Source organism: Kerstersia gyiorum (assembly GCF_004216755.1).
GTDB classification, from domain to species: domain Bacteria; phylum Pseudomonadota; class Gammaproteobacteria; order Burkholderiales; family Burkholderiaceae_B; genus Kerstersia; species Kerstersia gyiorum.
This window is the reverse complement of the sequence record NZ_SGWZ01000006.1, coordinates 96,714-121,743: the sequence shown is the minus strand read 5'-3', so window position 1 is coordinate 121,743 and position 25,030 is coordinate 96,714. Positions and strand designations below refer to the sequence as shown.

The window sequence follows — 25,030 nt, the reverse complement described above, 5'->3', positions numbered from 1 at the left end:
CATGGGCCGTCGCGCGCACGGCGGAGATCGGGCAGGCAGGGGCGCAGGCCCCTGGTGCTTCAGGGGGCCAGGCGGCGGACGGCCCACTGGCCGTCGGCCTGGCGTTCATAACGCAGCCGGTCATGCAGGCGCGAAGGACGGCCTTGCCAGAACTCGACGGCTTCGGGGCGTACCAGGTAGCCGCCCCAGTGCTGTGGACGCGGCGGCTCATCGCCGTACTTGGCGCGGGCGGCCTCGAAGGCGGCTTCCAGGGCGTCGCGCGTTGTGGTGCTGCTTTGCTGCGAGGCCCACGCACCCAGGCGCGAATCCAGCGGCCGGCTGTGATAGTAGGCGTCAGATTCGGCATCCGGCAGCCATTCAATGGTGCCTTCGATGCGAACCTGGCGCTGCAGCGGTTGCCAGAAGAACAGCAGGCAGGCGCGTTGTTGCGCAGCGAGTTCCTGGCCCTTGCGGGATTCGCGGTTGGTGAAGAAGGTGAAGCCGCGCTCATCGACGCCCTTGACCAGGACGATGCGGGCATCCGGACGGCCTTGGGCATCGGCCGTGGCCAGTGTCATGGCGTTGGGTTCCGCGACCTCGCCCTGCTGGGCTTGCTGGAACCAGCGTTCGAATTGTTCGAGGGGAGTCGGGGCGAGATCCTGTTCCAGCAGGGTGTCGCGGCTATAAGTCTGGCGCAGGTCGGCAATAGACATGATGCGGCGTCATAGATGAGAGTCGGGATATCCCGAGTGTATAACGGCGGGCGCGCCTGGGGCAGCAAAGCACGGGCGCGCACCGGCTTTTACCGGCCAGGACCCTGGGGGCTTGACCGGTGGACGGATGGGAGACGTTCTCAGGCTGCCAGCGCCTGGCGGGCGCGCAGCGCAGGTTCCAGGCGGTAGGCCAGCTGGTCGAGGCGGGCGTCGCGGATATTGGCCTGGCGCAGCGCCTTGGCGGTTTCAAGCACGTAGTCCGAGCACGGGCCGCAGGAGCCCGACGCATTCAGGATGATGGAAACCTGTTCTTCCTGGCTCAGGCCGGTGATATAGCCCGGATGGCTGCGATTCATCACGAAGGACAGCGCACGGATATCGCCGTGTTCGCTGCGGCAGCGCAGCCAGCGCGGCTGGTAGCAGCCGGTGGACATCTCGCGTTGCCACAGGCGCGGGAAGACGTTGTCGATCTGGCTGGCCTCGATGCGGTAGGCCATGCCGCGGCAGGAACCGCCCAAGTCCAGTCCGAATACCAGGCCGGGTTGCTCCGGCGTGCCGCGGTTGATGCAGGACCACAGGCACAGCGCACGGTGATGCCCCACCAGGGTGGCGGCACGGCGTTCGACAAACTGGAAGTCGGGGCGCCAGATCAGCGAGCCATAGGCGTAGATCCATATATCTTCGCCAGGGGCGCGCTGAGACAGCAGCGCATCCTGCGATGCCTGCAGCTGTTCTGGTGTCCAGAGCGGAATGTGGGCGGAGCGGGCTCCGGTCATGACAAGGGTGGTCACGGCGATAGGCGATCAGGTAATGACTGGCAATCTGGTTCCCGCCGCAGCGGAAAACCGGGCTTTTCGCGCCGCTGCAAGCAGGATGCGGCATGCTGCAACGCGGCGTATGAGCATAAAGATAGTCCTCTAATGCATGAATTGGATATAAATAATGGTTATATAAAGATTATTTTTACCTTGATGCAAGGATATAAGCGGCTTGCGCGGCAATAACGCGTGCGCGCGTCTGGGCCCGGCAGTGCCTGCAAAGCGGGCGCCAGGGCTGCTGCGCGTGCTTTGCACAGACTTCCCATGTTGCGTTCGAGCGGCTTGAGCCTGGGGGGCGGCGCATCGGTGATCGTGGCGCGAGTGGGGGGCCGGTGGGCAGGCGCTTGTGGGCAATACAGTGAAATGGTGGCGGGGAAACCACACTTTGGCGGCGCGTTGTCTGCTGTCCGGGCGGCGGGACGCTGCCGCTGCGCTGGGGCCAGGCCCGTGCGCGACATACAGGGCTGTTGCGGCAGCCGGTGCCGGGCGCTGCCGCATGCGACCGGGCACTTGAGGTCTGGCACTTGGGGCGAGCACGAGTGGCCAGCCACTTAAGTATGATACGTGTTTTCGCTGCCTTGAATGGCAGTAACCGGATAAAGCGGTGACGGGATGGCAGAGCAGAAGAGGTTCCGGAAGCGGGGCCGATGGGCGGGGGCGGCGGTGCTGCTTTTGTTGCTGGCGTGGTGGTTGTGGCCGGGAGCGGACGAAGGCGCCAGCTATGTCACGGCGCGCATGGCGCGAGGGGATATCCAGAACGAAGTCCTGGCCAGCGGCATTCTGGAGGCGTCCGAGCAGGTCAGCGTGGGCGCCCAGGTATCGGGGCGCATCGAATCCCTGAAAGTGAAGCTGGGGGACCCGGTAGCGAACCAGCAACTGGTTGCGCAGATTGATTCGCTGCCGCAGCAGAACGCGGTGCGCAAGGCGACGGCTGCGCTGGAACTGGCGCAGGCCCAGGTTGCGGCGCGCAATGCGCGCCTGAGCCAGGCGCAGCGCGATTACGATCGCCAGCAGCAACTGGCGCGTACGGGATCGGGCACGCGCGAAGGGCTGGATCACGCCAAGTCGGCGCTGGACGTGGCGCAGGCCGAGCTGGTGCAGGCCCGGGCGCAGCTGGACCAGGCGCGTGTGGATATCGACAGCGCACGGGTCGACCTGGACTACACGCGTATTACCTCGCCCATGGATGGCGTGGTGGTGGCGATTGTTGCCAAGGAAGGACAGACCGTCAGCGCGGTGCAGCAGGCGCCCACCATCATCAAGGTGGCCGCGCTGGATTCCATGACCGTCAAGGCGCAGATTTCCGAAGCCGATGTCGTGCGCGTGCGGCCTGGCATGGCGGTGCGCTTTTCCATCCTGGGCGAACCGGGCAGGGAATACCGCGCCCTGTTGCGCGCCGTCGAGCCGGCGCCCGAGGCGCTGATCATGAAGGACGACTCCCATGCCGTCACTACCGGCACTTCCAGTACCAGTGCCGCCGTCTATTACAACGGCCTGTTCGATGTCGACAATCCTGAAGGCGCGCTACGCATAGGCATGACCGCCAAGGTCGGTATCGTCTTCGAGGAAGCCAGCGATGTCTGGCTGCTGCCTTCGGCCGCCGTGGTGCGCCGTGAAGGCGCGGGCAAGGCCGTCGTGCGGGTGCTGGATGCCAAGGGCACGGCGGAGGAGAAAGTGGTGCAGGTGGGCATGGATAACAAGGCCCATGTGCAGATCATCGACGGGTTGGACGAGACGGACGAAGTCATTGTCGGCGAAGCCGCCCGCAAGACCGGCGGCGGGTTGAAGGCACCGCATGGCCCGCCGGGAGGCCGCTAAGTGGGCGCGCTGCTGGAACTGCAGGACGTCTGGCGCGAATTCAACGCCGGCGAGGAAACCGTTGCCGCGCTGCGCGGCGTTTCATTGCGCATAGAGGCCGGCGAAATGTTGGCCATCGTCGGGGCGTCGGGCTCGGGTAAATCCACACTGATGAACGTGCTGGGTTGCCTGGACCGTCCGTCGCGCGGCAGTTATTGCGTGGATGGCCGGGACACGCGCCAGATGGATGCCGATGAACTGGCGGCGCTGCGCCGCGAGCGCTTCGGCTTCATTTTTCAGCGCTACCACCTGCTGCCGGCGCTGGATGCCTTGGCCAATGTGGAAATTCCGGCGGTCTATGCCGGCGCCGGCGGCGCCCAGCGCAGTGCCCGCGCAGCGGCCTTGCTGCAGCGCCTGGGCATGGGCGATCGTCTGTCGCACCGGCCGGCGCAACTTTCCGGCGGCCAGCAGCAGCGCGTGAGCATCGCCCGCGCCCTGATGAATGGCGGCGAGGTCATCCTGGCCGATGAACCGACCGGTGCGCTGGATACCCATTCCGGCCGCGAAGTCATGGATATCCTCAAGGCCCTCAATGCAGCAGGGCATACGGTGATCATCGTGACGCATGACATGGGCGTGGCCGCCCATGCGCGGCGCATCATTGAGATCAGCGATGGCGCCATCGTGGTCGATCGCAAGACGGAAGCCGTCCAGGATGCCGAGGCTGTGCCTCAGGTGGTTGCCGTCGCGGCCCCGCAAGGACAGGATGTGCTGCTGCCGGCGCAGGCGCCGCGCCGCCAGGGCGCCGGGTGGCTGACGCGTTTTGCCGAGGCGCTGCGCATGGCCCTGGTGTCACTCAATGCCCACCGGCTGCGCGCGGCCCTCACCATGCTGGGCATCGTCATCGGCATTGCCGCGGTCGTGTCCGTCGTGGCGCTGGGTCAGGGTACACGCGACAAGGTGCTGAGCGATATCAATGCCATGGGCACCGATACCATCCAGATATTCCCAGGGCAGGGCTTTGGCGATGAACGTGCCGGAGAGATCCGCACCCTGGTGGGAGCGGATGCGGAGGCGCTGGCCGGACAGCTGTATGCGGACAGCGTGACGCCGGATGTCAGCCAGACGGTCGGGTTGCGCTATGGCAATGTGGCGCGGCTGGGCGTCGCGGCCGGGGTCGGGGACCAATATTTCCGCGTCAATGGCCTGGCCTTGCAGGCCGGGCGTATCTTCGATGGTGAAAGCATACGCACGATGGCGCAGGAGGCCGTGATAGATGCCAACACCCGCCGCGAACTGTTCGGCGACGAGGACCCGCTGGGCAAGACCCTGTTCCTGGGGCAGCTGCCGGTCCGCGTGATCGGTGTCGTTGCCGAGGGCGACAGCGTCTTCAATGGCATGGGCGGAGAGAACTTGCGGGTGTGGATTCCTTATACCGCTGCGATGGCGCGCCTGACCGGCAGCCAGTCGCTGCGCAGCATTACGGTGCGCGTGGACGATGCCTTCGCGGTGGAAGATGCCGAAAGGCAGATCGTGGCCTTCCTGGAGCAGCGCCACGGCGTGCGCGATTTCTTCACCTTCAATATGGATTCCATCCGCCAGACGGTGGAGCGCACCACGCGCGCGCTGACCCTGCTGATTTCCACCATTGCCCTGATTTCCCTGGTGGTGGGCGGAATCGGCGTGATGAACATCATGCTGGTTTCGGTAACGGAGCGCACCCGCGAGATCGGCGTGCGCATGGCCGTGGGCGCCAGGCGGGCAGACATCATGCGCCAGTTCCTGATCGAGGCGGTGCTGGTGTGCCTGCTGGGTGGCCTGGCGGGCATTCTTCTGTCGTTGGGGCTGGGTGAGCTGGTGCGGCGTGCCGGCATCGGGCTGGAAATGATCTATTCAGTGCCGGCCATGTTGACGGCTTTTGCCAGCGCCACGGCCATCGGCGTGGTATTCGGCTTCCTGCCGGCGCGCAATGCGTCGCGGTTGGACCCGGTCGAAGCGCTGGCGCGGGATTGAACCGGCGTGGGAAAATAAAGCCATGAACGATATTGCAGAGCATACCCAGGCTGGCGAGGCAGACCCCGCCCGCCGTTTCGGCGGCCTGGACCGCCTTTATGGGCCGGGCGCGCTGGCGCGCCTGCAGGCCAGCCATGTCCTGGTGGCAGGCATCGGTGGCGTGGGTTCCTGGGCGGCGGAGGCGCTGGCCCGGAGCGGCATCGGCGCCCTGACGCTGGTTGACCTGGACCACGTGGCGGAGTCCAACGTCAACCGCCAGGTACACGCCCTGAGCTCAAGCCTGGGGCAGTCCAAGATCGAAGCCATGGCTGACCGTATCCGAGGCATCAATCCTGCTTGCCGCCTGACGCTGGTGGATGACTTCGTCGAGCCCGGCAATGTGGCGGCCTTGCTCGCCACGCACCCGGATGCCGTACTGGATTGCACCGACCAGGTGGCGGCCAAAATTGCCATGGCGCTGGAAAGCCGACGCCTGGGCCTGCATTTCCTGATGTGCGGCGGCGCAGGCGGCAAGACCGATCCGCTGGCATTGCGCGCGGGCGATCTGTCGCGTGCCAACCATGATGCGCTGCTGGCCAAGATACGCAACAAACTGCGGCGCGAGCACGGTTATCCGCGTGCCGCTGTCGTGGCGGGCAAGGCGCCGCGTCGCATTCCCAATATGGGGGTGCAGGTATTGTGGCTGGAACAGCAGGCAGTGCTGCCGTCTGCCTGGCTGCAGGCAGATGGCCTTGCCTGTGAGGCCGCCCCAGCGGCAGGCGCGGAGACGGCGCCGCAGGGGCTGTCGTGCGCGGGCTATGGTTCGGCGGTCATGGTGACGGCGGCGATGGGCATGGCGGCGTCGAGCCAGCTGGTGCAGCGCCTGCTGGCAAAAAAACTGGCCTGAGGGAAAGGGCTGCCTGCTGCCGGCAGGGGGGCTTAGAGTGTGAATCGCAGGCTGGACAGGCTGACGTCCACCCAGCCGCGCAGTGCATTGGACACGCGGATGGCACTGGCCTGGGCCAGGTCCTGGCGCGTGAGCACGCGTTCGACGGCCGCGCCGCTTTCCAGCAGCGCGCCGCGTTGCACACCCGGCAGCAGGCCGGAAGAGAGTGCCGGGGTATACCACTGGCCGTCATCGAGGCGCAGATAGACATTGCTGCGGCTGCCTTCGCACAGCTCGCCGCGCTGGTTGAAAAATAGGACGTCGAACAGGCCGGGATGCCGGGCCAGCCAGGTGCCTGCCGGGGAATAGACAGGCCGTTGCGTGGTTTTGTGGCGCAGATAGGGTTCGTCGGAGTCCAGCGGGACATTGGCCAGGCCGACCTGCAGGCGCGGTTCCTGGGGCGGCAGCGGAGATGATTCTATGGTGTAGAGGCCGCTGCGCCAGAGCAGCAGCCGCAGGCGGTGGACTTCGCCGGGCAGGGACTGGGCGCAGCGCTTGAGCGCGCCGCCGATGTCACAGACCGGACAGACGTAGCCCAGCGCCTCGGCGGAAGTCCGCAGGCGCCGCATGTGCAGCGCCAGCAGCGGAATGCTGCCGTCAGGTTCCGTGCGCAGAGTCTCTATCAGTTGCGGCATGTCGTGGGCCCGGCGTAGGGGTTGTACGCGCCGACCAGCGCGACAAAACGCTGTCGTCGCGGCAGGCATCCAGGAGCAGGCGGGCCTTCCACAGGCACTCTTCCCATTCCATGGCGGCATCCGAATCATGCACGATGCCGCCGCCTACATGATAGGCGCCTTTGCCGGGCTCCGTCGATACCAGCGTGCGGATGGCCACGTTCAGCGAAAAATCGCCGCCGGGCGCAATCCAGCCGATGCTGCCGCAGTATTGCCCGCGCGGCCAGGGCTCCAGCGCCCGGATGCGCTGCATGGCGGCAATCTTGGGCGCACCGGTGATGGAGCCGCAGGGGAACAGGGCGCGCAGCACGCGGCCCAGCGGCAGGCGGGGGGCACTGGCGTGGACGGTGGAGGTCAACGTCCAGACCGAGGGGTAGCGTTCCAGTTCGAACAGCGGATCGACCTGTACCGAGCCGGTGCGGGCCAGCCGCCCCAGATCGTTGCGCAGCAGGTCGACGATCATCAGGTTTTCGGCCAGGTTCTTGGCGCTGGCGCGCAGTTCCTGGCCCAGCGCGAAATCGGTGGCCGGGTCGGGGTGGCGTGGCGCCGTGCCTTTCATGGGGCGGCAGGTCAGGGCGTCGCCGGTACGCGCCACGAACAGTTCGGGCGAGAAGGATAGCAGGCGATAGTCGCCGTCCTCGATATAGGCGGCGTGGGCGCAGGGGTGGCGGCTGGCCAGCTGGCGGTAGAGGGTTTCCGTGTGGCCCTCGAACGTGACGTCCAGCGGCATGGTGTAGTTGATCTGGTAGACGTCGCCCTGCGCGATATGGGCGCGTACCGCTTCGATGCGCTTCAGGTAGTCGGCGCGTGCCTGCCGGGGCGTGATGGCCGTGATACCGGCGGCGCGCCCGGTGTCGGGCTGCCATGGCTCCTCGCGCCTGGCGGAATCGAACACCCAGGCCCGCAGCCTGGGGGCGGGCGGCTGGCGTGGTGCAGGCTGGACGGCACCGGGCAGCAGGCTGGGTTCCAGCCATTCTCCCAGTTCGTATTCCAGGGCCAGCGCTATCCATTTTCCATCGGCGCTGGCGGCATCCAGCATGGCCAGGGTGTCGTCCAGGGTTGCCGGGCTGGAGACGGCGAGCCTGGTAGGCTCGCCTTCCATGACGAGCGCACCGCCACCCAGGCGGTCTTCGAAACGGCAGTGCATCAATGCGTCTCCCGGTGCTGCGCCAGGACCCTGCCGGTATGGGAGTAGGCCTGGGCGGCCACCAACTGCGAAGGCATGCCCTGCACCACCAGTTCGCCGCCCTGGTCGCCGCCTTCGGGGCCCAGGTCCAGCACCCAGTCCGCCTGGGCGATCACGTCGAGGTTGTGTTCGATGACCACGACCGTATTGCCGGCATCGACCAGGCGGTGCAGGACGTCGATCAGCTTTTCCACGTCGGCGGTGGATAGCCCGACCGTCGGTTCGTCCAGCACATACAAGGTATGCGGCGCACGCGACGCCCGGCCGGTGCGGATGACGCCGGCGTCCATGCGGGCCTTGGCCAGTTCGGTCACCAGCTTGATGCGTTGCGCCTCGCCGCCCGAGAGCGTGGGTGAAGGCTGCCCCAGCGTCAGGTAGCCCAGACCAACGTCCTGCATCAGTTGCAGCGGCCGGGCGATGCGCGGGTGCGCGGCGAAGTAGCCTATGGCGTCATCGACTTCCAGCGACAGGACTTCGCCGATATGCTTGCCCCGTGCCTGCACTGACAGCGTATCGTGGTTGAAGCGCTGGCCGCCGCAGGCGTCGCAAGGCACCTTGATGTCCGGCAGGAAGCTCATTTCGATGGTGCGCATGCCCTGGCCTTCGCAGACCGGGCAGCGGCCGTCGCCAGTATTGAAGCTGAAGCGGCTGGCGTTCCAGCCGCGCAGGCGCGCCTCGCGGGTATCGGCGAACAGCTTGCGGACCTCATCCCAGAAACCCACGTAGGTAGCGGGGCAGGAGCGCGGAGTCTTGCCGATGGGGGTCTGGTCGACTTCCAGCACGCGGTCGATCTGCTGCCAGCCGTCTATCCCCTGGCAGTGGCGCCAGGCCTGGTAGTCCGGGTTGGCGGCGGCGAGCGCCAGCGCCAGGTTGTCGCGCAGGACGTCACGGGCAAGCGAGGACTTGCCGGAGCCCGACACACCGGTGACGACGTTCAGGCGGCCCAGCGGGAAGCGGGCGTTGACGCCTTTCAGGTTGTGCAGCCGAGCATCGCGCACGATCAGCGCCGGGGTGGCGCCGTCTACCGGCCGGCGGGCTTCGGCGGGGGCGGGCAGTGGCCGGGAGAGGAATCGTCCGGTGACCGAATCGGGGGCCGCCATGATGTCTTCCAGGGTGCCGGTGGCAACGACGCTGCCGCCGCGCACGCCGGCACCGGGGCCAATGTCGATGACGTGGGCGGCGCGCCGGATGGTGTCTTCATCGTGTTCGACGACCACCAGCGTGTTGCCGTTGCCTTCCAGGCGTTGCAGGGCATCGAGCAGGATATGGTTGTCGCGTGGATGCAGGCCGATGGTGGGTTCGTCGAGGATGTAGCACACGCCTTGCATGTTGGAGCCCAGCTGGGCTGCCAGCCGGATGCGTTGCGCTTCGCCGCCGGATAACGTGGGTGCGCTGCGGTCCAGTGTCAGGTAGCCCAGGCCGACCTCGCGCATGAAGCGCAGGCGAGCCCGGATTTCCGCCATGATGTCGCGGGCGACTTCGGCATCGCGGCCCGTCAGGTTCAATTGCTGGAAGAACTGGTGCGCTTCGTTGACCGACAGGGCTGCGATATCGGCGATGTTGCGGTCCTGCCAGCGCACCGCCAGCGCGATGCGGTTCAGGCGCTTGCCGTGGCAGTCCGGGCAAGTGACGGCCTCGCCGTCGGCTTCGGTCCAGGCAAGTTCTTCGCCGGTAGCTTCGGCATCGAAACCCTTGACGATCACGCCGGTGCCGAAACAAGTGGGGCACCAGCCGTGCTTGGAGTTGTAGGAGAACAGCCGCGGGTCGAGTTCCGGGAAACTGACGCCGCTGATAGGGCAGGTACGCTTGGTGGAGAAAACCGCCTGTTGCAGCGGCCGGGCGATATCGCGCCGCGCCGGGTCCAGCGGCCACACCAGCGTCATGGTGCCCTTGCCGTGCTCCAGTGCTTCCTGCACCGCTGCGCGCAGCCGGGCTTCGGCCGAGGCATCGACCTGCAGGTCGGCCACCGGCAGTTCGATGGTGTGTTCCTTGTAGCGATCCAGGCGCGGCCACGGCCGCACCGGGGTGAATTCGCCGTCCACGCGCAGGTGGGTATAGCCCTTGCCTGAGGCCCATTTGGCGAGATCGGTGTAGTAGCCCTTGCGCGCCTGCACCAGCGGCGCCAGCAGTCCGACCTGCTGGCCGCCGTGTTCCTGGAGGATGCGGGCGACGATCTGTTGCGGGCTTTGCGGCACGACCGGCACGTTGTAGTCGGGCGAGTACTGCACGCCGAGCTTGACGTACAGCAGGCGCAGGAAGTGATGGATCTCCGTCATGGTGGCGACGGTGGACTTCAGGCCGCCACGGCTGGTGCGCTGGGCGATGGCGACAGTCGGGGGAATGCCGAAAATGGCATCGACGTCAGGCTTGCCTGCGGGCTGAACCACGGCGCGTGCATAGGCGTTGAGCGATTCCAGGTAGCGCCGCTGGCCTTCGTTGAAGAGGATGTCGAAGGCCAGGGTGGATTTGCCTGAGCCGGAAACGCCGGTAATGACGGTGAAGCGGTCACGCGGGATGTCGACGCTGATGTCCTTGAGGTTGTGCTCGCGCGCGTGGTGGATCTCGATGGCGGCATGTGCGGGAGCGGCCTGGTAGCGTGCCATGGGCTCGGCCACGGCCAGTGCGGCGCCGGGTGATGGCACCGGCGCCAGCGGTACGGGCACCAGCGCCTGCTGGTCTTCGCGCAGCGCGGTGCCGGTGTGCGAGCGCGGGTTGTCCATGAGCTGGGCGGGCGTGCCTACACCCACGACTTCGCCGCCCAGGTCGCCCCCCTCGGGGCCGAGGTCGATGAGCCAGTCGGCGGCGCGGATGACATCCAGGTTGTGCTCGATGACCAGCAGCGTGTGGCCGGCGTCGAGCAGCTTGCGGAAGGCGCGCATCAGGCGGGCCACGTCGTCGAAGTGCAGGCCGGTGGTGGGTTCGTCGAACAGGAACAGGCTGCCTTTCTTGGCAACCTTGGCCGTGCTGATGCCGCCGCGCGCGGCCTGCGCCAGGTGGCCGGCCAGCTTGAGGCGCTGGGCTTCGCCGCCGGACAGTGTGGGGACGGGTTGGCCCAGCTTGACGTATTCCAGGCCCACGTCCACCAGCGGCGCCAGCCCGGTCTGCACGTCGCGCAGTCCCTTGAAGAACTGGCTGGCTTCGTGCACGGTCATGTCCAGCACTTCGTCGATGGAGGCTTCCCGTCCCAGGTGCGACAGCGTGACTTCGCGGACTTCCGGGCGGAAGCGCTTGCCGTCGCAATCCGGACAGCGCAGATAAACGTCCGACAGGAATTGCATTTCCACGTGTTCGAAACCGGTGCCGCCGCAGGTCGGGCAGCGTCCGTCGCCGCTGTTGAAGCTGAACATGCCCGGCGTATAGCCGCGCTCGCGCGATAGCGGCGCCAGCGCGAACAGCTTGCGGATGGCGTCGAAGGCGCCGACATAGCTGGCCGGATTGGAGCGGGCTGTCTTGCCGATGGGGGTCTGATCCACCATAACGACGTCGGCGAGCTGTTCCGCGCCCAGCAACCGGTCATGTTCGCCGGGGGCCTCGGTGGGGCGGCCGAAATGCTTGAGCAAGGCAGGGTACAGCACGTCCTGGACCAGCGTGGACTTGCCCGAACCCGATACCCCGGTGATGCATACCAAGCGGCCCAGGGGAATATCCACGGAAATATCGCGCAGGTTGTGGGCGCGCGCGCCCTCCAGCAGCAGCCTGGGCGTGTTAGCGGCCACCGGCATGGGACGCGGCGCTTCCACGCGGCGCCGGCCGCCGAGGTAATCGCCGGTCAGGGTGGCGGCCCCGCGCAGGGCATCGGGCGAGCCATCGAAGACGATGTTGCCGCCGCGTTCGCCCGGGCCGGGTCCGATGTCGACGATGCGGTCGGCGGCCATCATGACCAGCGGGTCGTGTTCGACGACGGCCAGCGTATTGCCGGCATTGCGCAGCCGGTGCATGACTTCGACGATGCGGTGCATGTCGCGCGGATGCAGGCCGATGGATGGTTCATCGAGCACGAACAGCGTATTCACCAGTGACGTGCCCAGCGCTGTCGTCAGGTTGATGCGCTGTACTTCGCCGCCCGAGAGCGTGCGGCTCTGGCGGTCGAGGGTGAGGTAGCCCAGGCCGACATCACAGAGGAAACGCAGGCGCGCGTTGATCTCGTCCATCAGCAATTCCATGGCGGCATCCAGCCCGCCCTCGAAACGCAGGTCGAGGAAGAATTGCCGTACCCGGCTGATGGGCAGGCGCATCAGGTCATGGATGGACAGGCCGGGCAGGGCATCGAGCTGCGCCTGGCTCCAGCAGGCATGCGTGGGCAGGAAACGGCGGTAGCGCGTGTCGTTGCCGGGCAGGACGGCCTGCCCGTCGGCGGCGCTGCCCACGCGCCAGAGCAGGGCGTCCTGCTTGAGCCGCGAGCCCTTGCAGGCCGGGCAGGTGGAGTAGCTGCGGTACTTGGACAGCAGCACGCGCACGTGCATCTTGTAGGCGCGCGATTCCAGCCAGTCGAAAAAGCGCTGGACGCCATACCACTGGTGTTTCCAGGCCTGGTTGCCGCCCTTCCAGGCCGGGTCGCCATGCAACACCCAATGGCGCTCGGCGTCCGTCAGGGCCTTCCAGGGTACGCCCAGGCGTACGCCGGCAGCAGGCGCGTATTTTTCCAGGTCGTCCTGGCATTCTTTGTAGCTGGCGGTCTGCCAGGGGCGCACGGCGCCTTCGCGTAGCGTCTTGTTGCCGTCCGGAATCACCAGGTCGTGGTCGATGCCGATGACGCGGCCGAAGCCACGACAGCTTTCGCAGGCGCCCAGCGGCGAGTTGAAGGAAAAGGTGCTGGGCAGCGGGTCGCTGTACTCGATGCCGCTGTCCGGGTCGCTGAGGCGGTCGCTGTAGCGCCAGACTGCGGCATCTTCGCCGTTATCATCCAGCGCGTGCACGGCCACGTGGCCACGGCCCATGCGCAGCGCGGTTTCCAGGGCTTCGGCGATACGTTCGGGTTCCGCGCCCGACAGGCGGAAGCGATCCTGCACGACTTGCAGGATGCGTTGCGCCTCTGTGGCCTGGGCGCGCTTGCCCTTGGCGCCCTGAGCGGCTTTGGCGGCCTTGGGCGGTTCGGCCAGGGGCGCGGCCTCGGGGGCTGGCACCTGGCCATGTACCCGCGTGTAACCCTGGCCTTCCAGGAAGGCGCGGACTTCTTCTTCTGAGAAATTCGCGGGCACCGGCAAGGCGAAGGTAATCACCAGGCGAGGATCGCCGGCGGTGGCGGTACGCTCGCGCAGCGACGCCAGGATGGTCGTGGGGTTGTCACGGACGACCGGACGGGCGGTGACCCTGTCGAACAGCCGGCTGGCACGGGCGAACAGCAGTTTCAGGTGGTCGTTCAGCTCGGTCATGGTGCCGACCGTGCTGCGCGAATTACGGACCGGATTGGTCTGGTCTATGGCAATCGCCGGCAGGATGCCTTCGATGCGGTCGACCTGAGGCTTGTCCATGCGGTCCAGGAACTGGCGCGCATAGGGAGAGAAAGTTTCGACATAGCGCCGCTGGCCTTCCGCATACAGCGTGTCGAAGGCCAGCGAGGATTTGCCGGAGCCGGATACCCCCGTGAACACCGTCAGTTCGCCGGTGTGCAGCACGAGGTCGAGATTCTTCAGGTTGTTCTGGCGTGCGCCAGTGATGCGGATGTCGGAGCTCATGGCAGGACGAGGGTAAGGGATCGTGCCAGTTTACAGCGAGATGGGCGCTTTTGACTGTAAAAATAAACAGTAATCCGGCGGGACCGGCGAACGCTTCACATACAGCTATAGATTTCTTGCCAAAGTTGAGCCATGGCTAAATGTCACAAGCTCGCGGGCCTGACTACAATCGCTGCGCAACCGCCAGGCCGCCCGTATCGACCGTATCATACGGAAACGGCGGCATGGACGGACATAGGCGCCCGACCACTGATGGCGCGCCGGTTTTCCCATCATCTTTCACGTCTTAAGGGTTCGATATGAAATGCAGCCGTCTCTGGTTTGTGCTGTCCGCCATCGCGGGAGTTCTGGGAGTGCTCATGGGCTCCATCAAGGCGCACGGGCTGGCTTCCTTTGTGCCTGAGGAAAGCCTGCAGGCCGCTATCGTTTCCATGAGCTCCGCAGTGGAATACAACATGTTCCACGCCTTGGCCCTGTTCGGCGTGGCGCTCTGGTTCCGCCTGGGCAACCCCGGCAAGCTTGCCGGCATCGCCGGCATCTGCTTCGCGCTGGGCATCCTGCTGTTCTCCGGCCTGATTTATTTCAACACGCTGAACCAGGCCCGTTTCCTGCCCAACATGGTGCCGGTCGGCGGCATGTTCTACCTGATCGGCTGGATTTTCATCGGCCTGGCCGGCCTGCGCGGCGGCAACGAAGCCAAGGCCAGCTGATCCGGTGGCTGCCCCGCATCCGGGGCGGCCGGCGCAGGTTCAGGCACGCGAAGCCCCTGGCCGCGATAGAATGCCTGACCACGCGCCTGAGCGCTGCCCCGGTTCGCGAACCGGCAAGCAGCGTGGCGGTGTCCATACGGCGCCGAAGGCGCTACCGTATGGTGGCGCCAGGCGCCGGCATGATGGCCGGCGTTTTCGCGCCATTGCCCTGACAGAACGCCTCCTGGGGTAGCGCTGGAGGCGGTTTACCCTGGTGCCGCCGAATGACCATCAATAAAAGAGTGAGTCGCTTCAACCCCGTCAGCGAGGAATTCGTCAAGGAAGACTTTCCTTTCTACTGGGTCGCACGCCTGAATAACCTGTACGTGCAGCGCATGGAAAAGGCCCTGCGCAAGGTAGGGGCCGACGTGCCCACGTGGCGCGTCCTGTTCATCCTGAAAGAGAACGGCACCTCCAGCATGTCGGAAATCGCCCTGCATGCCGTGGCCAAGCTTTCCACCATTACCAAAATTGTCTACCGCATGAAGGCCGATGGCCTGGTGGATACCATGACGTCCGCCCAGGACGGGCGCGTGACCATCGTGGCGCTGACCGAACGCGGCCAGCAGATGATTACCGAGATGCGCGACGCCACGGCGCAGGTCTTTGCCCAGGGCTTCAGTGGCTTGTCTTCGGTCAAGATTGCCCGCCTGAACCAGATGCTCGAACAGATGTTCAACAACCTGCACGATGCCTGAAAGCCGGGTCGGCAGGCGGCCGGACTTGTTGCCGCAGCGCTTGTGTTGCAGAATTTCTCCCTGTCCGTTGATTGGCGGCCGGCGTCCGTGGGCCACGGGCATGGCAGAATGACGGGCTTAGCTTGAAAATCCGGCAACCGGCCATGGGGCTGCTGCCTGCCTATCGGAGAATGAAGATGAAAAAGCAACGCATGCTGTGCGGCCTGCTGGCCGGGCTGTTTCTGGCAGCGGGGGCGCAGGCCCAGGTCAAGGTCGGTGTGGTGACGTCTTCCTCGGGGCCTGTGGCGATGGTGGGCATTCCCCAGAAGAACACGATAGACCTGATGCCGACCCAGGCAGGCGATCTCAGCATTGAATACATTTCGCTGGATGACGCCAGCAATCCCACGGCGGCCGTGACGGCCTACAAGAAGCTGATCGCCGACGGCGTGGATGCCATCATTGGTACCAGCGGCACGCCCAGCTCCCTGGCCGTCATTCCGGTCGTGGCCGAGGCCGGCGTACCCATGCTGGCCCCGGTGGGCAGCGCTTCGGTGATCCAGCCGATGACGGAACAGAAGAAGTGGGTGTTCAAGACCACGCAGAACGACGACGTGATCGCGTCGGCGCTGGTGGACCATATGGTGCGCACCGGCGTCAAGACGCTGGGCTTCATTGGCACGGCCGATCCCTATGGTGAAAGCTGGCTGGCGGTGATCAAGGACCAGGCAGGCAAGGCCGGTATCGAGATCGTTGCCACCGAAAGCTTCCAGCGCCAGGATACCTCGCTGACCGCGCAGGCGATCAAGCTGATTTCGGCCAAGCCCGATGCCATCCTGGTGGGCGCGCCGGGCAGTTCTTCCGTGCTGCCCCAGACCACGCTGGCCGACCAGCGCTACCGCGGCCAGATCTACCAGACCCACGGCGCCGCGCTGAACGATTTCCTCAAGCTGGGCGGCAAGAAAGTGGAGGGCACCATCCTGGCCGCCAGCCTGATGCTGGTGATGGACGAAGTGCCGGACACGCATCCGTCCAAGGCGGTGGCCCGTCAGTACATCGACGCCTACAAGGCGAAGTACGGCCAGGAGCCCGCAACGTTCGGCGCCAATGTCTATGATGCCGGCCTGTTGCTGCAGGCGGCGATTCCAGTGGCGGCGCAAGCCGGCCAGCCGGGCACGGCGGAGTTCCGCCAGGCGTTGCGTGACGCGCTCGAACAGATCCGTGAATTGCCGGCCACCCAGGGGGTGTACAACATGACGCCGCAGGATCACAGCGGCTTTGACGAACGCGGCCGCGAACTGATCACGGTCAAGGACGGCGCCTGGCACCTGGTGCGGGAATAAGGCGTGCAGCAAGACGCCGGGCCGTGTTCCAGGCCCGGCCGTCCGTGAAACCCCGCGCGTCCGCCCGGGCTGTCGCAAGCAGCGGCGGGCGCGCCATCAGTCTACCGATATGTTGAATCCGCAAATCATCGTCCTGCTGGGCCAGGACGGTATCAGCAATGGGGCGATCTACGCCCTGGTGGCGCTGTCCATCATCCTGGTGTTCTCCGTGACACGGGTGCTGCTGATCCCCCTGGGCGAATTCGTCGCCTTCAGCGCACTGACCATGGCCGCCATTCAGTCTGGCCAGGTTGCCATCGGCTGGCTGGTTCTGGCCTTGGCATTGCTGGGAGCGGCGGCTGATGGCTGGGATTTGTGGAAGCGGGCGCGCCGCCGCCAGCGCCGTGTACCCCTGGGCCGCGCCCTGTTGCGGCTCTGTACTATGCCGGCCTATGCGGTGGCGCTGGTGATACTGCTGGCCTGGCTGCCGCTGGCGTCCCTGCCCATGGGCGTGCAGGCGTTGCTGACCCTGGCCGCCATCACGCCGCTGGGCCCCTTGATGTATCGCCTGTTTTTTCAACCCGTGGCCCATGCGTCCGGCTTGCTGCTGATGATTATCGCGATTGCGGTGCACGTCAGTCTGGTTGGCGTCGGACTGCTGGTCTTCGGGCCGGAAGGAATGCGCACCGAGCCGTTCTCCGAGGAAGGCCTGGAGCTGGGCATGGTCTATATCAATAGCCAGACTCTGTGGGTGCTGGGCCTGTCCTGCGTCGCCATTTGCGCGCTCTACCTGCTTTCCACCCGTACGCTGTATGGCAAGGCCCTGCGCGCCACGGCGGTGAACCGTATGGGCGCGCAGCTCATGGGCATTTCGCCGATGCTGGCGGGCCGCATCAGTTTTGGGCTGGCCGCTTTCCTGTGCGCACTTTCCGGCATCATGGTCGCGCCGCTGACCACGCTCTACTACGACTCCGGTTTCCTGATCAGCCTGAAGGGATTCGTCGGCGCCATTATCGGCGGCCTGGCAAGCTATCCGGTGGCCGCTGCCGGCGCCATCATTGTTGGCCTGGCCGAAGCCTTTTCCACCTTCTGGGCCAGCAATTACAAGGAAGTGATCGTATTTACACTGATCCTGCCGTTCCTGCTGTGGCGGTCGCTCAATAGCCGCCAGGAAGAGGAACACTGACATGCGCAAGTTTTCTCCCTGGTTGCCTGCCGGCCTGCTGGTGCTGCTGGTGCTGCCGCTGCTGGTGCCCGCCTTCTATGTGACGCTGCTCAACAATATCGGCATGTTCGCGCTGGCGACGCTCGGCCTGGTGCTTCTGACCGGCGTGGCCGGCATGACCAGTTTCGGCCAGGCTGCTTTCGTGGGCGTGGGGGCCTATGCGACGGCTGTGCTGGTCGCGCCTTCGACGCTGGACCTTGGGGCGCGGCTCGGTTCACCCTGGCTGGCGCTGCTGGCCGGCATCGCCGTGACGCTGCTGCTGGCGTTCGTGCTGGGGCAACTGACGCTTAGGTTGTCGGGCCACTATCTGCCGCTGGGAACCATTGCCTGGGGCATGTCCTTCTATTACCTGTTCGGGACGCTGGACGGCCTGGGCGGGCATTCCGGGATTCCCGACCTGCCGCCCTTGCGGATCGCCGGCTTCGAGTTCGGCGACGGGCCACGCATGTATTACCTGATATGGGTCTGTGTGCTGCTGGCCATCTGGCTGGCGCGGAACCTGCTGGCTTCGCGCACCGGGCGGGCGATTCGTGCGCTGCGTGGCGGGCAGGACATGGCGGCGTCCATGGGCGTAGATATCTTTCACGCCAAAATGACGGTGTTCCTGGTGTCGGCAGGCCTCGCGGCCCTATCGGGCTGGCTGTACGCCTATACCCAACGGTTCGTCAGCCCGGCGCCATTCAGCGTCCAGGCCGGCATCGACTACCTGTTCATGGCCCTGCTGGGCGGCGTGGGCAGCCTGTGGGGCGCCGTGGCAGGGTCTGCCGCAGTGGTCCTGCTGCGCGAATGGCTGCAGGACTGGTTGCCGCAATTGCTGGGCCGCAGCGGCAATTTCGAGAGCATTGTCTTCGGTCTGCTGATCGTGCTGGTCATCCAGCGCTGGCCTGGCGGCATTTGGTCCGCGCTGGCGCGGCGCCTGGGGCGGAAGCAACCGTCCGCGCCCGGCCTGGAGCGCCTGCCGGCTGCGAGCGCCGCCACGCCTGCCTTGCCTAGGCGGCCGCACCCCGAGCCCGGCGAGCTTATCCTGGACGTGCGGGGCGTGACGCGCCGCTTTGGCGGCCTGGTGGCCAACCGGAACATGTCGCTGCGCATTGCCTCCGGTGAAATCCTGGCGGTGATCGGGCCCAACGGCGCCGGCAAGAGCACGCTTTTCAACCTGGTGTCCGGCGTGGATACGCCGGATGAAGGCGAAGTGATGTTCCGTGGCCGCCGCATCAACGGCCAGCGGCCGCCCGCGCTTGCTGCGGCGGGGCTGGCGCGAACCTTTCAACACGTGAAGCTGTTGCCGGACATGACGGTGCTGGAAAATACCGCGTTGGGCGCACATTTGCGCGGCAGCAAGGGTGTCTTTGCGTCGGCGCTGCGCTTGGACGGCGCGGACGAGGCCGCCTTGCTCAACGAAGCCAGGCAGCAGCTTGAACGCGTGGGCCTGGGTGAATTCCTGGGCCGGCCGGCAGGCAGCCTGGCGCTGGGCCAGCAGCGTATCCTGGAAATTGCCCGTGCGCTGTGCGCCGACCCCTGCCTGCTGTTGCTGGATGAACCGGCAGCGGGCTTGCGCCACAAGGAAAAGGAAGCGCTGGCGGTCTTGCTGCGCAAGCTGCGCGCCGAAGGCGTGGCGGTGCTGCTGGTCGAGCACGATATGGATTTCGTGATGGGCCTGGTGGACCGCGTGGTAGTGATGGAGTTCGGGCAGCGGATTGCCGAAGGCCTGCCCGAAGAGGTGCAGCGCGATCCGGCGGTACTGCGCGCATACCTGGGAGGAGTGGAGGAATGAACACACCGGAAGCACAGGATGCAACGAACGCCGCCCTGCTGAGCGTGCGCGGCCTGGGCGCCGCATATGGGCATATCGCAGCAGTTTCGGATGTCAGCCTGGAGGTGCGCCAGGGCCAGATCGTGACGGTGATAGGCCCGAACGGCGCAGGCAAGACGACCACACTGGCCGCCCTGATGGGCGTGCTGCCGGCCACCGGCAGCGTGTGCTTCGAGGGCGAGGAACTGCTGGATGAGGGCGTGGAGCAGCATGTGGCGCGGGGGATCGCCCTGGTGCCGGAAACGCGTGCGCTGTTCGCCAGCATGAGCGTCGAGGACAACCTCGAACTGGGGACGTTCCGCTTCCGCCGTCAGGCTCGTCAGGAACGCATGCAGGCGCTGGAGGAAGTCTATGCCCTGTTCCCGCGTCTGAAGGAGCGCCGCCAGCAGGAAGCCGGGACGCTGTCCGGCGGTGAGCGCCAGATGCTGGCGGTAGGGCGGGCCTTGATGGGGCGCCCGCGCCTGCTGATGCTCGACGAACCCAGCCTGGGGCTGGCGCCCCTCATCGTGCGCGATATCTTCCGTATTCTGGTGGAACTGCGCCAGCGCGGTGTTTCCATTCTGCTGGTGGAGCAGAACGCGCGCGCCGCACTGAACGTGGCGGACTACGCTTATGTGCTGGAACTGGGGCGAGTCGCGATGCACGGTCCGGCCAGTGAGCTGGCGCATGATCCGCGCATCGTGGAAACGTATCTGGGCGCGGCCGGCAGGCACCAGCGCGCCCTGGTGTCGGGCTGAGACGGCCAGGCGCCGGGACCATTCCCCGGCACCCGGCCGTGGCTGGTGTCAGCCGATGTGCTGGTTGACGTAGCGCTGTCCGCCGGACTTGAACAGTACCGAGAACAGCAGGCCGAGCAGGGCGCCCGCCAGCGCTACGACGATCCAGCCCAGGCCGTTGTCATACAGCGGCAGGTTTTGGCGCAGGGTTTCTGCCACATGGGCAGGCAGCAGCTTGATGTCGTTCAGGCCGTCGATGAGGCCCATGATGGCCGCGCCCGTGACTGCGCCGATGTAGACCGCCTGGCGGCCGCCGAACCATTTGTTGGCGAACACCAGCACGATCAGCGTGATGGCGATCGGGTACAGGAACAGCAGGACGGGCGAGGCGAAGGTCAGGATGGTGGTCAGGCCGAAGTTGGTGATCACCAGGCTCAGCAGGCCCAACAGGATGACCCAGGCACGATAGGTCAGGCTGGGGAAAATACGACTGAAGTATTCGGCGACGGAAGCCAGGCAGGCGATGGCCGTCGTCAGGCCCGTGAGGAAAATGACGGTTGCGAGCATCACGACGCCCAGGCGGCCCATCAGCAGGTCAACGATACGCGTCAGCGCTTCGCCGCCGTTGCTGGAGACACCCAGCACGCTGGCGCTGCTGGCGCCCATGCCGGCCAGGGACAGCTGGATCAGGGCGAGTGCCACCACGGCGAAAATGCCGGAGCGCACGAACAGGCCGGTCATGTGCTTGGCGTCGATGCCGGCGTAATGCGCGGCGTCCAGGAAGATCTTGCCGAACACGAAGGCGGCCAGCACATCCATGGTGTAGTAGCCCTGCGTGAAGCCCTTGCTGAAGGCAAAGTCGATATACGGGCCGGAAGGTTCGCGGAAATCGCCGATGGGGTCGAAGTAGGCGACCAGCACAATGACCAGCAGCAGGATAAGGAAGATGGGCGTCAGGATATTGCCGATGCGCTTGACGAACTTCTTGGGTTCCAGCGACAGGTAGATCGTGGCCCAGATGAACAGCACGGAAAACACCAGCAAGGCCCATTGCATGTAATTGGCGACGATATTTTCCGAGAGGAAGGGCGTCACGGTGATTTCATACACCACGGCTGCGGTACGGGGCACCACGTAAATCGGGCCCAGCGTCATGAACAGCAGGATGGAAAAGAACACGGCAAAGCCTGGGCTGACCCGGCCCGACAGTTTCTCGACGCTGCCGCCGGAAATCGAGAGCGCCATGATGGCCAGCAAGACCAGGCCCACGCCGGTGATCAGGAAGCCCGACATGGCGACCCAGGTATTGGTGCCGGCGGCCTGGCCCAGCGGAGGGGCGAAGATGATGTTGCCTGCGCCCAGGAACATGGAAAACAGGAAAAACGATAGTGCAAGGAACTGCCGGAAGCTGATGGGTTGGGACATGTTCGGTGTACCTGTTTTTATTGGAAAGGCCGCATGAGCGGCCGGATACGGCGGGCAGTGCCGGAGCCGGACTCAGCGACTGGTGTGCAGCAAGCTTGCGGTTTGAAAGACGGGAATGCCGCTGTGGCAGGGCGCTTCAGGAGAAGCTGCCGGCCATCTTGAAGCGGGTGACGGCGTAGGGGGAAAGCTCCTTGGGAGAGGTGCCGGCGCTCATCTTCTGGCTGATGAGCTGAGCGGAGATGGCGGCCAGCGTGATGCCCATGTGCTGGTGGCCGAAGGCAAAACCGATATTGGGGTGGTGCGGGTGCGTGTCGATGACCGGCAGCGAATCGGGCAACGTCGGGCGTCGGCCCATCCATTCGTCGGCGGCGGGTAGCGCGGTGCGGGTCTGGGGCAGAATGCCGCCCAGGTGATGGCGCAGCGAATCGAAGCGGGCCGGCTGGGGCGGCAGGTCCACGCCGCCCAGTTCGCTGAAACCCACGATGCGCAGGCCGCTGTCGAGTTGGCTGATGAAGACATTGCGGTCTGCCGAGCAGATCGGCCCCTGCAGCAGGTCTCGTGTTTCAGGCAGGTGCAGGTGGTAGCCGCGTTCGGCCATCAGGGGAATGCTGACGCCGAACTGGCGCAGCAGGCGGGCGCTGTAGGCACCGGCGCATACCAGGGCCTGCCCGGCCAGAATGTCCTGTCCAGCGCTGACTCGGACCTGGCCGTTTTCGGCGCGTATGCGGCTGACGGCATGCTTGATGAAGTTGCCGCCACGCTGGCGGAAGGCCGCGAACAGCGCCTGGGCCAGCCAGTAGGGGTCCTGCAGGCGATGGGCATGGGGCAGTACGACCGCATGATTGATGGTTTCGCGCAAAGCCGGCTCCACGCTGGCGGTTTCTTCCTTGCCGATCAGCCGGGCCTCTATGCCCCATTTCTGGTAGAACTCGGCTTCCTGCGCTGCGGCCGCCTGTCCCGAGGCGTTTTCCCAGACGCGCAGATAATGCGAAGCCACCAGATGCCCGGCCAGGTTTTCGTCGGCCAGAATGCGTTGCCAGGCCGGTACGGCCTGGCGGTTGATCCAGGCCAGCGCCGAACGGGCATGGGCCACCTGGGCCGGGCGGGCTGCCAGTGCGAAGCGCGTCATCCAGGGCAGACTGTTGCCCAGGTTGGCGGCTGGCACGGCCAGTGCGCCATGGCGGCGCATCAGCAGGGCCGGAGCGCTCTTGATGGTGCTCCAGGTAGAAAGCGGGTCCACCAGTTCGGTGGCGATGAAACCGGCATTGCCGAAGGTGGCGCCCAGGCCGGGCTCGTCCTGGTCGACCAGGGTGACCTGGTAGCCGCGCTTGAGGAACTCCAGCGCGGAGCACAGGCCGAGCATCCCGGCACCGACGATGATGCAGGTCTTGTCATTTTTCATACATGCTTCCGAAGAAAGCGCCGGAGTGTAAGGGATGGCCGGCGCCAGGCAGGGCGTACAGGAAGGAAAACCGCTGTATCAGCGTGCTTCCCGCATGTAGGAGTCAAATGCGAGGGAGGCGGCGGCGATGTCTTCCAACGCGGTGCCGACAGCCTTGTATACGGTGATTTCCTGGGCATCGCGGCGGCCGGGATGCTGGCCGCGGCACAGTTCTTCCAGGTTGGCTGCCACGGCTTCGGGCTTGAGCGTGCCGGCCTTGATGGCTTCGAGCAGGTCGCCGGCCTTCATCAGCGCTTCAGGCGTATCGACGAAGGTGGTGGCGTGACGGAAGCATTCCGGATCGCTTTCGATCATGGTGGGCGTGAAGCTGCCGATGAGGTCCAGGTGCGTGCCGGGTTGCAGCCAGGCGCCGTGAATGAGTGGCGCATTGGACAGGGTGGCGCAAGTGACGATGTCGGCTTCCCGCACCGCACTTTCCAGGTCGGTGGCGACGCTGGCCCGCAGGCCGCTGGCTTCGAGCTGGCTGACCAGGCGGGCGGCGGCCTCGGCGTTGATGTCCCAGACCTGTACGGTATCTATGGGACGTACGCAGCGGTAGGCGTCGGCGAGCAGGCTGGCCACGCGGCCCGCGCCTACGACCAGCAGGCGGTGGGCATCGGGGCGGCTGAGCCAGCGCGCCGCCAGGGCGGACGCGGCGGCAGTGCGGCGCGAGGTGATGACGTCACCGTCGAGGATGGACAGCGGCTTGCCGGTGGCGGCGTCATACAGGATGAAGACCGAATGCAGGCCGGGCAGGCCTTTTGCCTGGTTGCCGGGGAAGATGGAGACGGTCTTGATGCCCAGGCGCTTGCCGCTTTGCCATGCGGGCATCAGCAACATGATCCCGCCGTTGTCGCCATCGGCACCTTCGACGCTATGGTTGTGGCGCAGGGGAACCGTGCATCCTTCGATGAACATCTGCTCGATGGCATCAATCAGGCCCGGGAAAGGCAGGTGTTGAAGAGTCTGGGCTTGATTTAAGGTTTGCACGTGATCTACCATCGTTGACGCGGTTCAATGCGCTTTGGGCGCATTTAAATTTTCGTATCAGAAATATATTTTCGTATCGGAAAAAACCATATAGGGGTTTTCCCATGGGTTCCTGTGTGCGCCTGGGCTGCATACTTCGGGTGAGTGAGATGGCTTTACAGAACAAGAATGTCGCCCCTGTTTTCCGTCAGGAGCCGGAAATCAGTGTCCTGGCAGGCAAGCTGCGCAGCCTGCGCCGGTCGGCCAAGCTGACGCTGCAGCAGCTCAGCGAGCGCTCTGGAATTTCGATCTCGGCCCTGTCGAAAATAGAAAACGGGCAGTTGTCCCCCACCTACGAGAAAATCGCCGCGCTGGCCAACGGGCTGGCGGTGAATGTCAGCGAGCTGTTCAGCAGCGAGCTGGCCGGGCAGGAGACGACCCGGCCGGGTCGGCGCAGCGTGACCTACCGGGGCCAGGGCGTCATTCATGATGCCCCCCAGTACATCTACGAAATTCTCAATGCCGACCTCGCGGACAAGCGCTTCATCCCCTTGCTGACTACCATCAAGGCGCGGGATTCGGCCGAATTCCCGGAACTGTTGCGGCACGATGGCGAGGAATTCATCTACGTGCTGGACGGCTGTGTGGTGCTGCATACCGACAGTTATGCGCCGCTGACGCTGCAGGCCGGGGATTCCTGTTATTTCGACAGCACGATGGGGCACGTCTGCGTCTCCAGCGGGGATGCAGATGCCACGATATTGTGGGTCTGTTCGCACCCGACGCTGCGCTGAAGCCGGCATGCAGCGTCGGGATATATGTTGCTGCCGGGCCGCATATTTGTCAGCAGCCCCCATTTGACGATAAAATGCCAGATTAGCCCTGGAAATGGGCCTGGTTTGGTTGCCGGTTG

The 25,030-nt window shown here is 65.5% G+C and carries 18 protein-coding genes; 10 read left to right on the top strand and 8 right to left on the bottom strand.

Going from position 1 to position 25,030, the window contains the following annotated elements; genetic code table 11:
- Positions 1–59: 59 nt before the first annotated feature.
- Both pdxH and EV679_RS15460 read right to left on the bottom strand, forming a co-directional pair.
- The gene (gene pdxH / locus EV679_RS15465; RefSeq protein ID WP_130487692.1) at positions 60–692 is read right to left on the bottom strand and encodes a pyridoxamine 5'-phosphate oxidase; all 633 of its coding nucleotides are present in this window, start codon (positions 690–692) and stop codon (positions 60–62) included.
- Between the two features lie 140 nt (positions 693–832).
- On the bottom strand, positions 833–1,468 hold the full coding sequence (locus EV679_RS15460; RefSeq protein ID WP_068374314.1) for a gamma-glutamylcyclotransferase: 636 nt from the start codon (positions 1,466–1,468) through the stop codon (positions 833–835).
- Positions 1,469–2,173: 705 nt separating this feature from the next.
- On the opposite strand from EV679_RS15460, the gene EV679_RS15455 reads away from it, so the two are divergent.
- From EV679_RS15455 to EV679_RS15445, 3 genes are read left to right on the top strand one after another with little or no spacing between them, the layout of a single operon-like run.
- Positions 2,174–3,328 carry an efflux RND transporter periplasmic adaptor subunit gene (locus EV679_RS15455; protein ID WP_165390068.1) on the top strand — a complete coding sequence of 385 codons (1,155 nt, stop codon included), beginning with the start codon at positions 2,174–2,176 and terminating at the stop codon, positions 3,326–3,328.
- Complete coding sequence (locus EV679_RS15450; RefSeq protein WP_130487690.1) at positions 3,329–5,320, top strand: MacB family efflux pump subunit; 1,992 nt, start codon at positions 3,329–3,331, stop codon at positions 5,318–5,320.
- Positions 5,321–5,342: 22 nt separating this feature from the next.
- Positions 5,343–6,206 carry a tRNA threonylcarbamoyladenosine dehydratase gene (locus EV679_RS15445; protein WP_130487689.1) on the top strand — a complete coding sequence of 288 codons (864 nt, stop codon included), beginning with the start codon at positions 5,343–5,345 and terminating at the stop codon, positions 6,204–6,206.
- A 32-nt stretch (positions 6,207–6,238) separates the two neighbouring features.
- On the opposite strand, the gene EV679_RS15440 is transcribed toward EV679_RS15445, so the two are convergent.
- From EV679_RS15440 to uvrA, 3 genes are read right to left on the bottom strand one after another with little or no spacing between them, the layout of a single operon-like run.
- Positions 6,239–6,880, bottom strand: a complete 642-nt coding sequence (locus EV679_RS15440; protein WP_130487688.1) for an aminotransferase class IV family protein — start codon at positions 6,878–6,880, stop codon at positions 6,239–6,241.
- Positions 6,843–8,066 (bottom strand): aminodeoxychorismate synthase component I, encoded by a 1,224-nt coding sequence (locus EV679_RS15435; protein ID WP_130487687.1) that lies wholly within the window; start codon positions 8,064–8,066, stop codon positions 6,843–6,845. Before EV679_RS15435 ends, EV679_RS15440 begins: the two co-directional genes overlap by 38 nt.
- Positions 8,066–13,780, bottom strand: coding sequence for an excinuclease ABC subunit UvrA (gene uvrA, locus EV679_RS15430; RefSeq protein WP_130487686.1), 5,715 nt, complete (start codon positions 13,778–13,780; stop codon positions 8,066–8,068). Before uvrA ends, EV679_RS15435 begins: the two co-directional genes overlap by 1 nt.
- Before the next feature lie 299 nt (positions 13,781–14,079).
- Between uvrA and EV679_RS15425 the strand changes: the two genes are divergently transcribed.
- The 6 genes from EV679_RS15425 (at position 14,080) to EV679_RS15400 (ending at position 20,303) form a co-directional block, all read left to right on the top strand.
- Complete coding sequence (locus EV679_RS15425) at positions 14,080–14,490, top strand: DUF423 domain-containing protein (protein WP_068374295.1); 411 nt, start codon at positions 14,080–14,082, stop codon at positions 14,488–14,490.
- 263 nt (positions 14,491–14,753) lie between these two features.
- The gene (locus EV679_RS15420) at positions 14,754–15,227 is read left to right on the top strand and encodes a MarR family winged helix-turn-helix transcriptional regulator (RefSeq protein ID WP_068374292.1); all 474 of its coding nucleotides are present in this window, start codon (positions 14,754–14,756) and stop codon (positions 15,225–15,227) included.
- A gap of 170 nt (positions 15,228–15,397) precedes the next feature.
- Positions 15,398–16,549, top strand: a complete 1,152-nt coding sequence (locus EV679_RS15415; protein WP_415777554.1) for an ABC transporter substrate-binding protein — start codon at positions 15,398–15,400, stop codon at positions 16,547–16,549.
- Between the two features lie 112 nt (positions 16,550–16,661).
- Entirely contained in the window at positions 16,662–17,714 is a 1,053-nt protein-coding gene (locus tag EV679_RS15410) for a branched-chain amino acid ABC transporter permease (protein WP_130487733.1), read from the top strand.
- Between the two features lies 1 nt (position 17,715).
- Positions 17,716–19,527, top strand: coding sequence for a branched-chain amino acid ABC transporter ATP-binding protein/permease (locus EV679_RS15405; RefSeq protein ID WP_130487684.1), 1,812 nt, complete (start codon positions 17,716–17,718; stop codon positions 19,525–19,527).
- Positions 19,524–20,303 (top strand): ABC transporter ATP-binding protein, encoded by a 780-nt coding sequence (locus tag EV679_RS15400; protein WP_130487683.1) that lies wholly within the window; start codon positions 19,524–19,526, stop codon positions 20,301–20,303. Before EV679_RS15405 ends, EV679_RS15400 begins: the two co-directional genes overlap by 4 nt.
- Positions 20,304–20,351: 48 nt before the next feature.
- Here the strand turns inward: EV679_RS15400 and brnQ are convergent, their stop codons facing one another.
- From brnQ to lhpI, 3 genes are all read right to left on the bottom strand, one after another.
- Positions 20,352–21,707, bottom strand: coding sequence for a branched-chain amino acid transport system II carrier protein (gene brnQ, locus EV679_RS15395; RefSeq protein WP_130487682.1), 1,356 nt, complete (start codon positions 21,705–21,707; stop codon positions 20,352–20,354).
- A 136-nt stretch (positions 21,708–21,843) separates the two neighbouring features.
- Positions 21,844–23,109, bottom strand: a complete 1,266-nt coding sequence (locus tag EV679_RS15390; protein ID WP_130487681.1) for an NAD(P)/FAD-dependent oxidoreductase — start codon at positions 23,107–23,109, stop codon at positions 21,844–21,846.
- 78 nt (positions 23,110–23,187) lie between these two features.
- Positions 23,188–24,138 (bottom strand): bifunctional Delta(1)-pyrroline-2-carboxylate/Delta(1)-piperideine-2-carboxylate reductase, encoded by a 951-nt coding sequence (lhpI, locus tag EV679_RS15385; RefSeq protein ID WP_238591436.1) that lies wholly within the window; start codon positions 24,136–24,138, stop codon positions 23,188–23,190.
- A gap of 149 nt (positions 24,139–24,287) precedes the next feature.
- On the opposite strand from lhpI, the gene EV679_RS15380 reads away from it, so the two are divergent.
- Complete coding sequence (locus EV679_RS15380; protein ID WP_130487680.1) at positions 24,288–24,911, top strand: helix-turn-helix domain-containing protein; 624 nt, start codon at positions 24,288–24,290, stop codon at positions 24,909–24,911.
- The last annotated feature ends 119 nt before the right edge of the window (positions 24,912–25,030 follow it).

Coding starts and splice junctions, on each gene's coding strand:
- pdxH (WP_130487692.1), bottom strand. CDS start 692: ATGTCTATTGCCGACCTGCGCCAGACTTATAGCCGCGACACCCTGCTG.
- EV679_RS15460 (WP_068374314.1), bottom strand. CDS start 1,468: ATGACCGGAGCCCGCTCCGCCCACATTCCGCTCTGGACACCAGAACAG.
- EV679_RS15445 (WP_130487689.1), top strand. CDS start 5,343: ATGAACGATATTGCAGAGCATACCCAGGCTGGCGAGGCAGACCCCGCC.
- EV679_RS15440 (WP_130487688.1), bottom strand. CDS start 6,880: ATGCCGCAACTGATAGAGACTCTGCGCACGGAACCTGACGGCAGCATT.
- EV679_RS15435 (WP_130487687.1), bottom strand. CDS start 8,066: ATGCACTGCCGTTTCGAAGACCGCCTGGGTGGCGGTGCGCTCGTCATG.
- uvrA (WP_130487686.1), bottom strand. CDS start 13,780: ATGAGCTCCGACATCCGCATCACTGGCGCACGCCAGAACAACCTGAAG.
- EV679_RS15425 (WP_068374295.1), top strand. CDS start 14,080: ATGAAATGCAGCCGTCTCTGGTTTGTGCTGTCCGCCATCGCGGGAGTT.
- EV679_RS15420 (WP_068374292.1), top strand. CDS start 14,754: ATGACCATCAATAAAAGAGTGAGTCGCTTCAACCCCGTCAGCGAGGAA.
- EV679_RS15415 (WP_415777554.1), top strand. CDS start 15,398: ATGAAGATGAAAAAGCAACGCATGCTGTGCGGCCTGCTGGCCGGGCTG.
- EV679_RS15405 (WP_130487684.1), top strand. CDS start 17,716: ATGCGCAAGTTTTCTCCCTGGTTGCCTGCCGGCCTGCTGGTGCTGCTG.
- EV679_RS15400 (WP_130487683.1), top strand. CDS start 19,524: ATGAACACACCGGAAGCACAGGATGCAACGAACGCCGCCCTGCTGAGC.
- brnQ (WP_130487682.1), bottom strand. CDS start 21,707: ATGTCCCAACCCATCAGCTTCCGGCAGTTCCTTGCACTATCGTTTTTC.
- EV679_RS15390 (WP_130487681.1), bottom strand. CDS start 23,109: ATGAAAAATGACAAGACCTGCATCATCGTCGGTGCCGGGATGCTCGGC.
- EV679_RS15380 (WP_130487680.1), top strand. CDS start 24,288: ATGGCTTTACAGAACAAGAATGTCGCCCCTGTTTTCCGTCAGGAGCCG.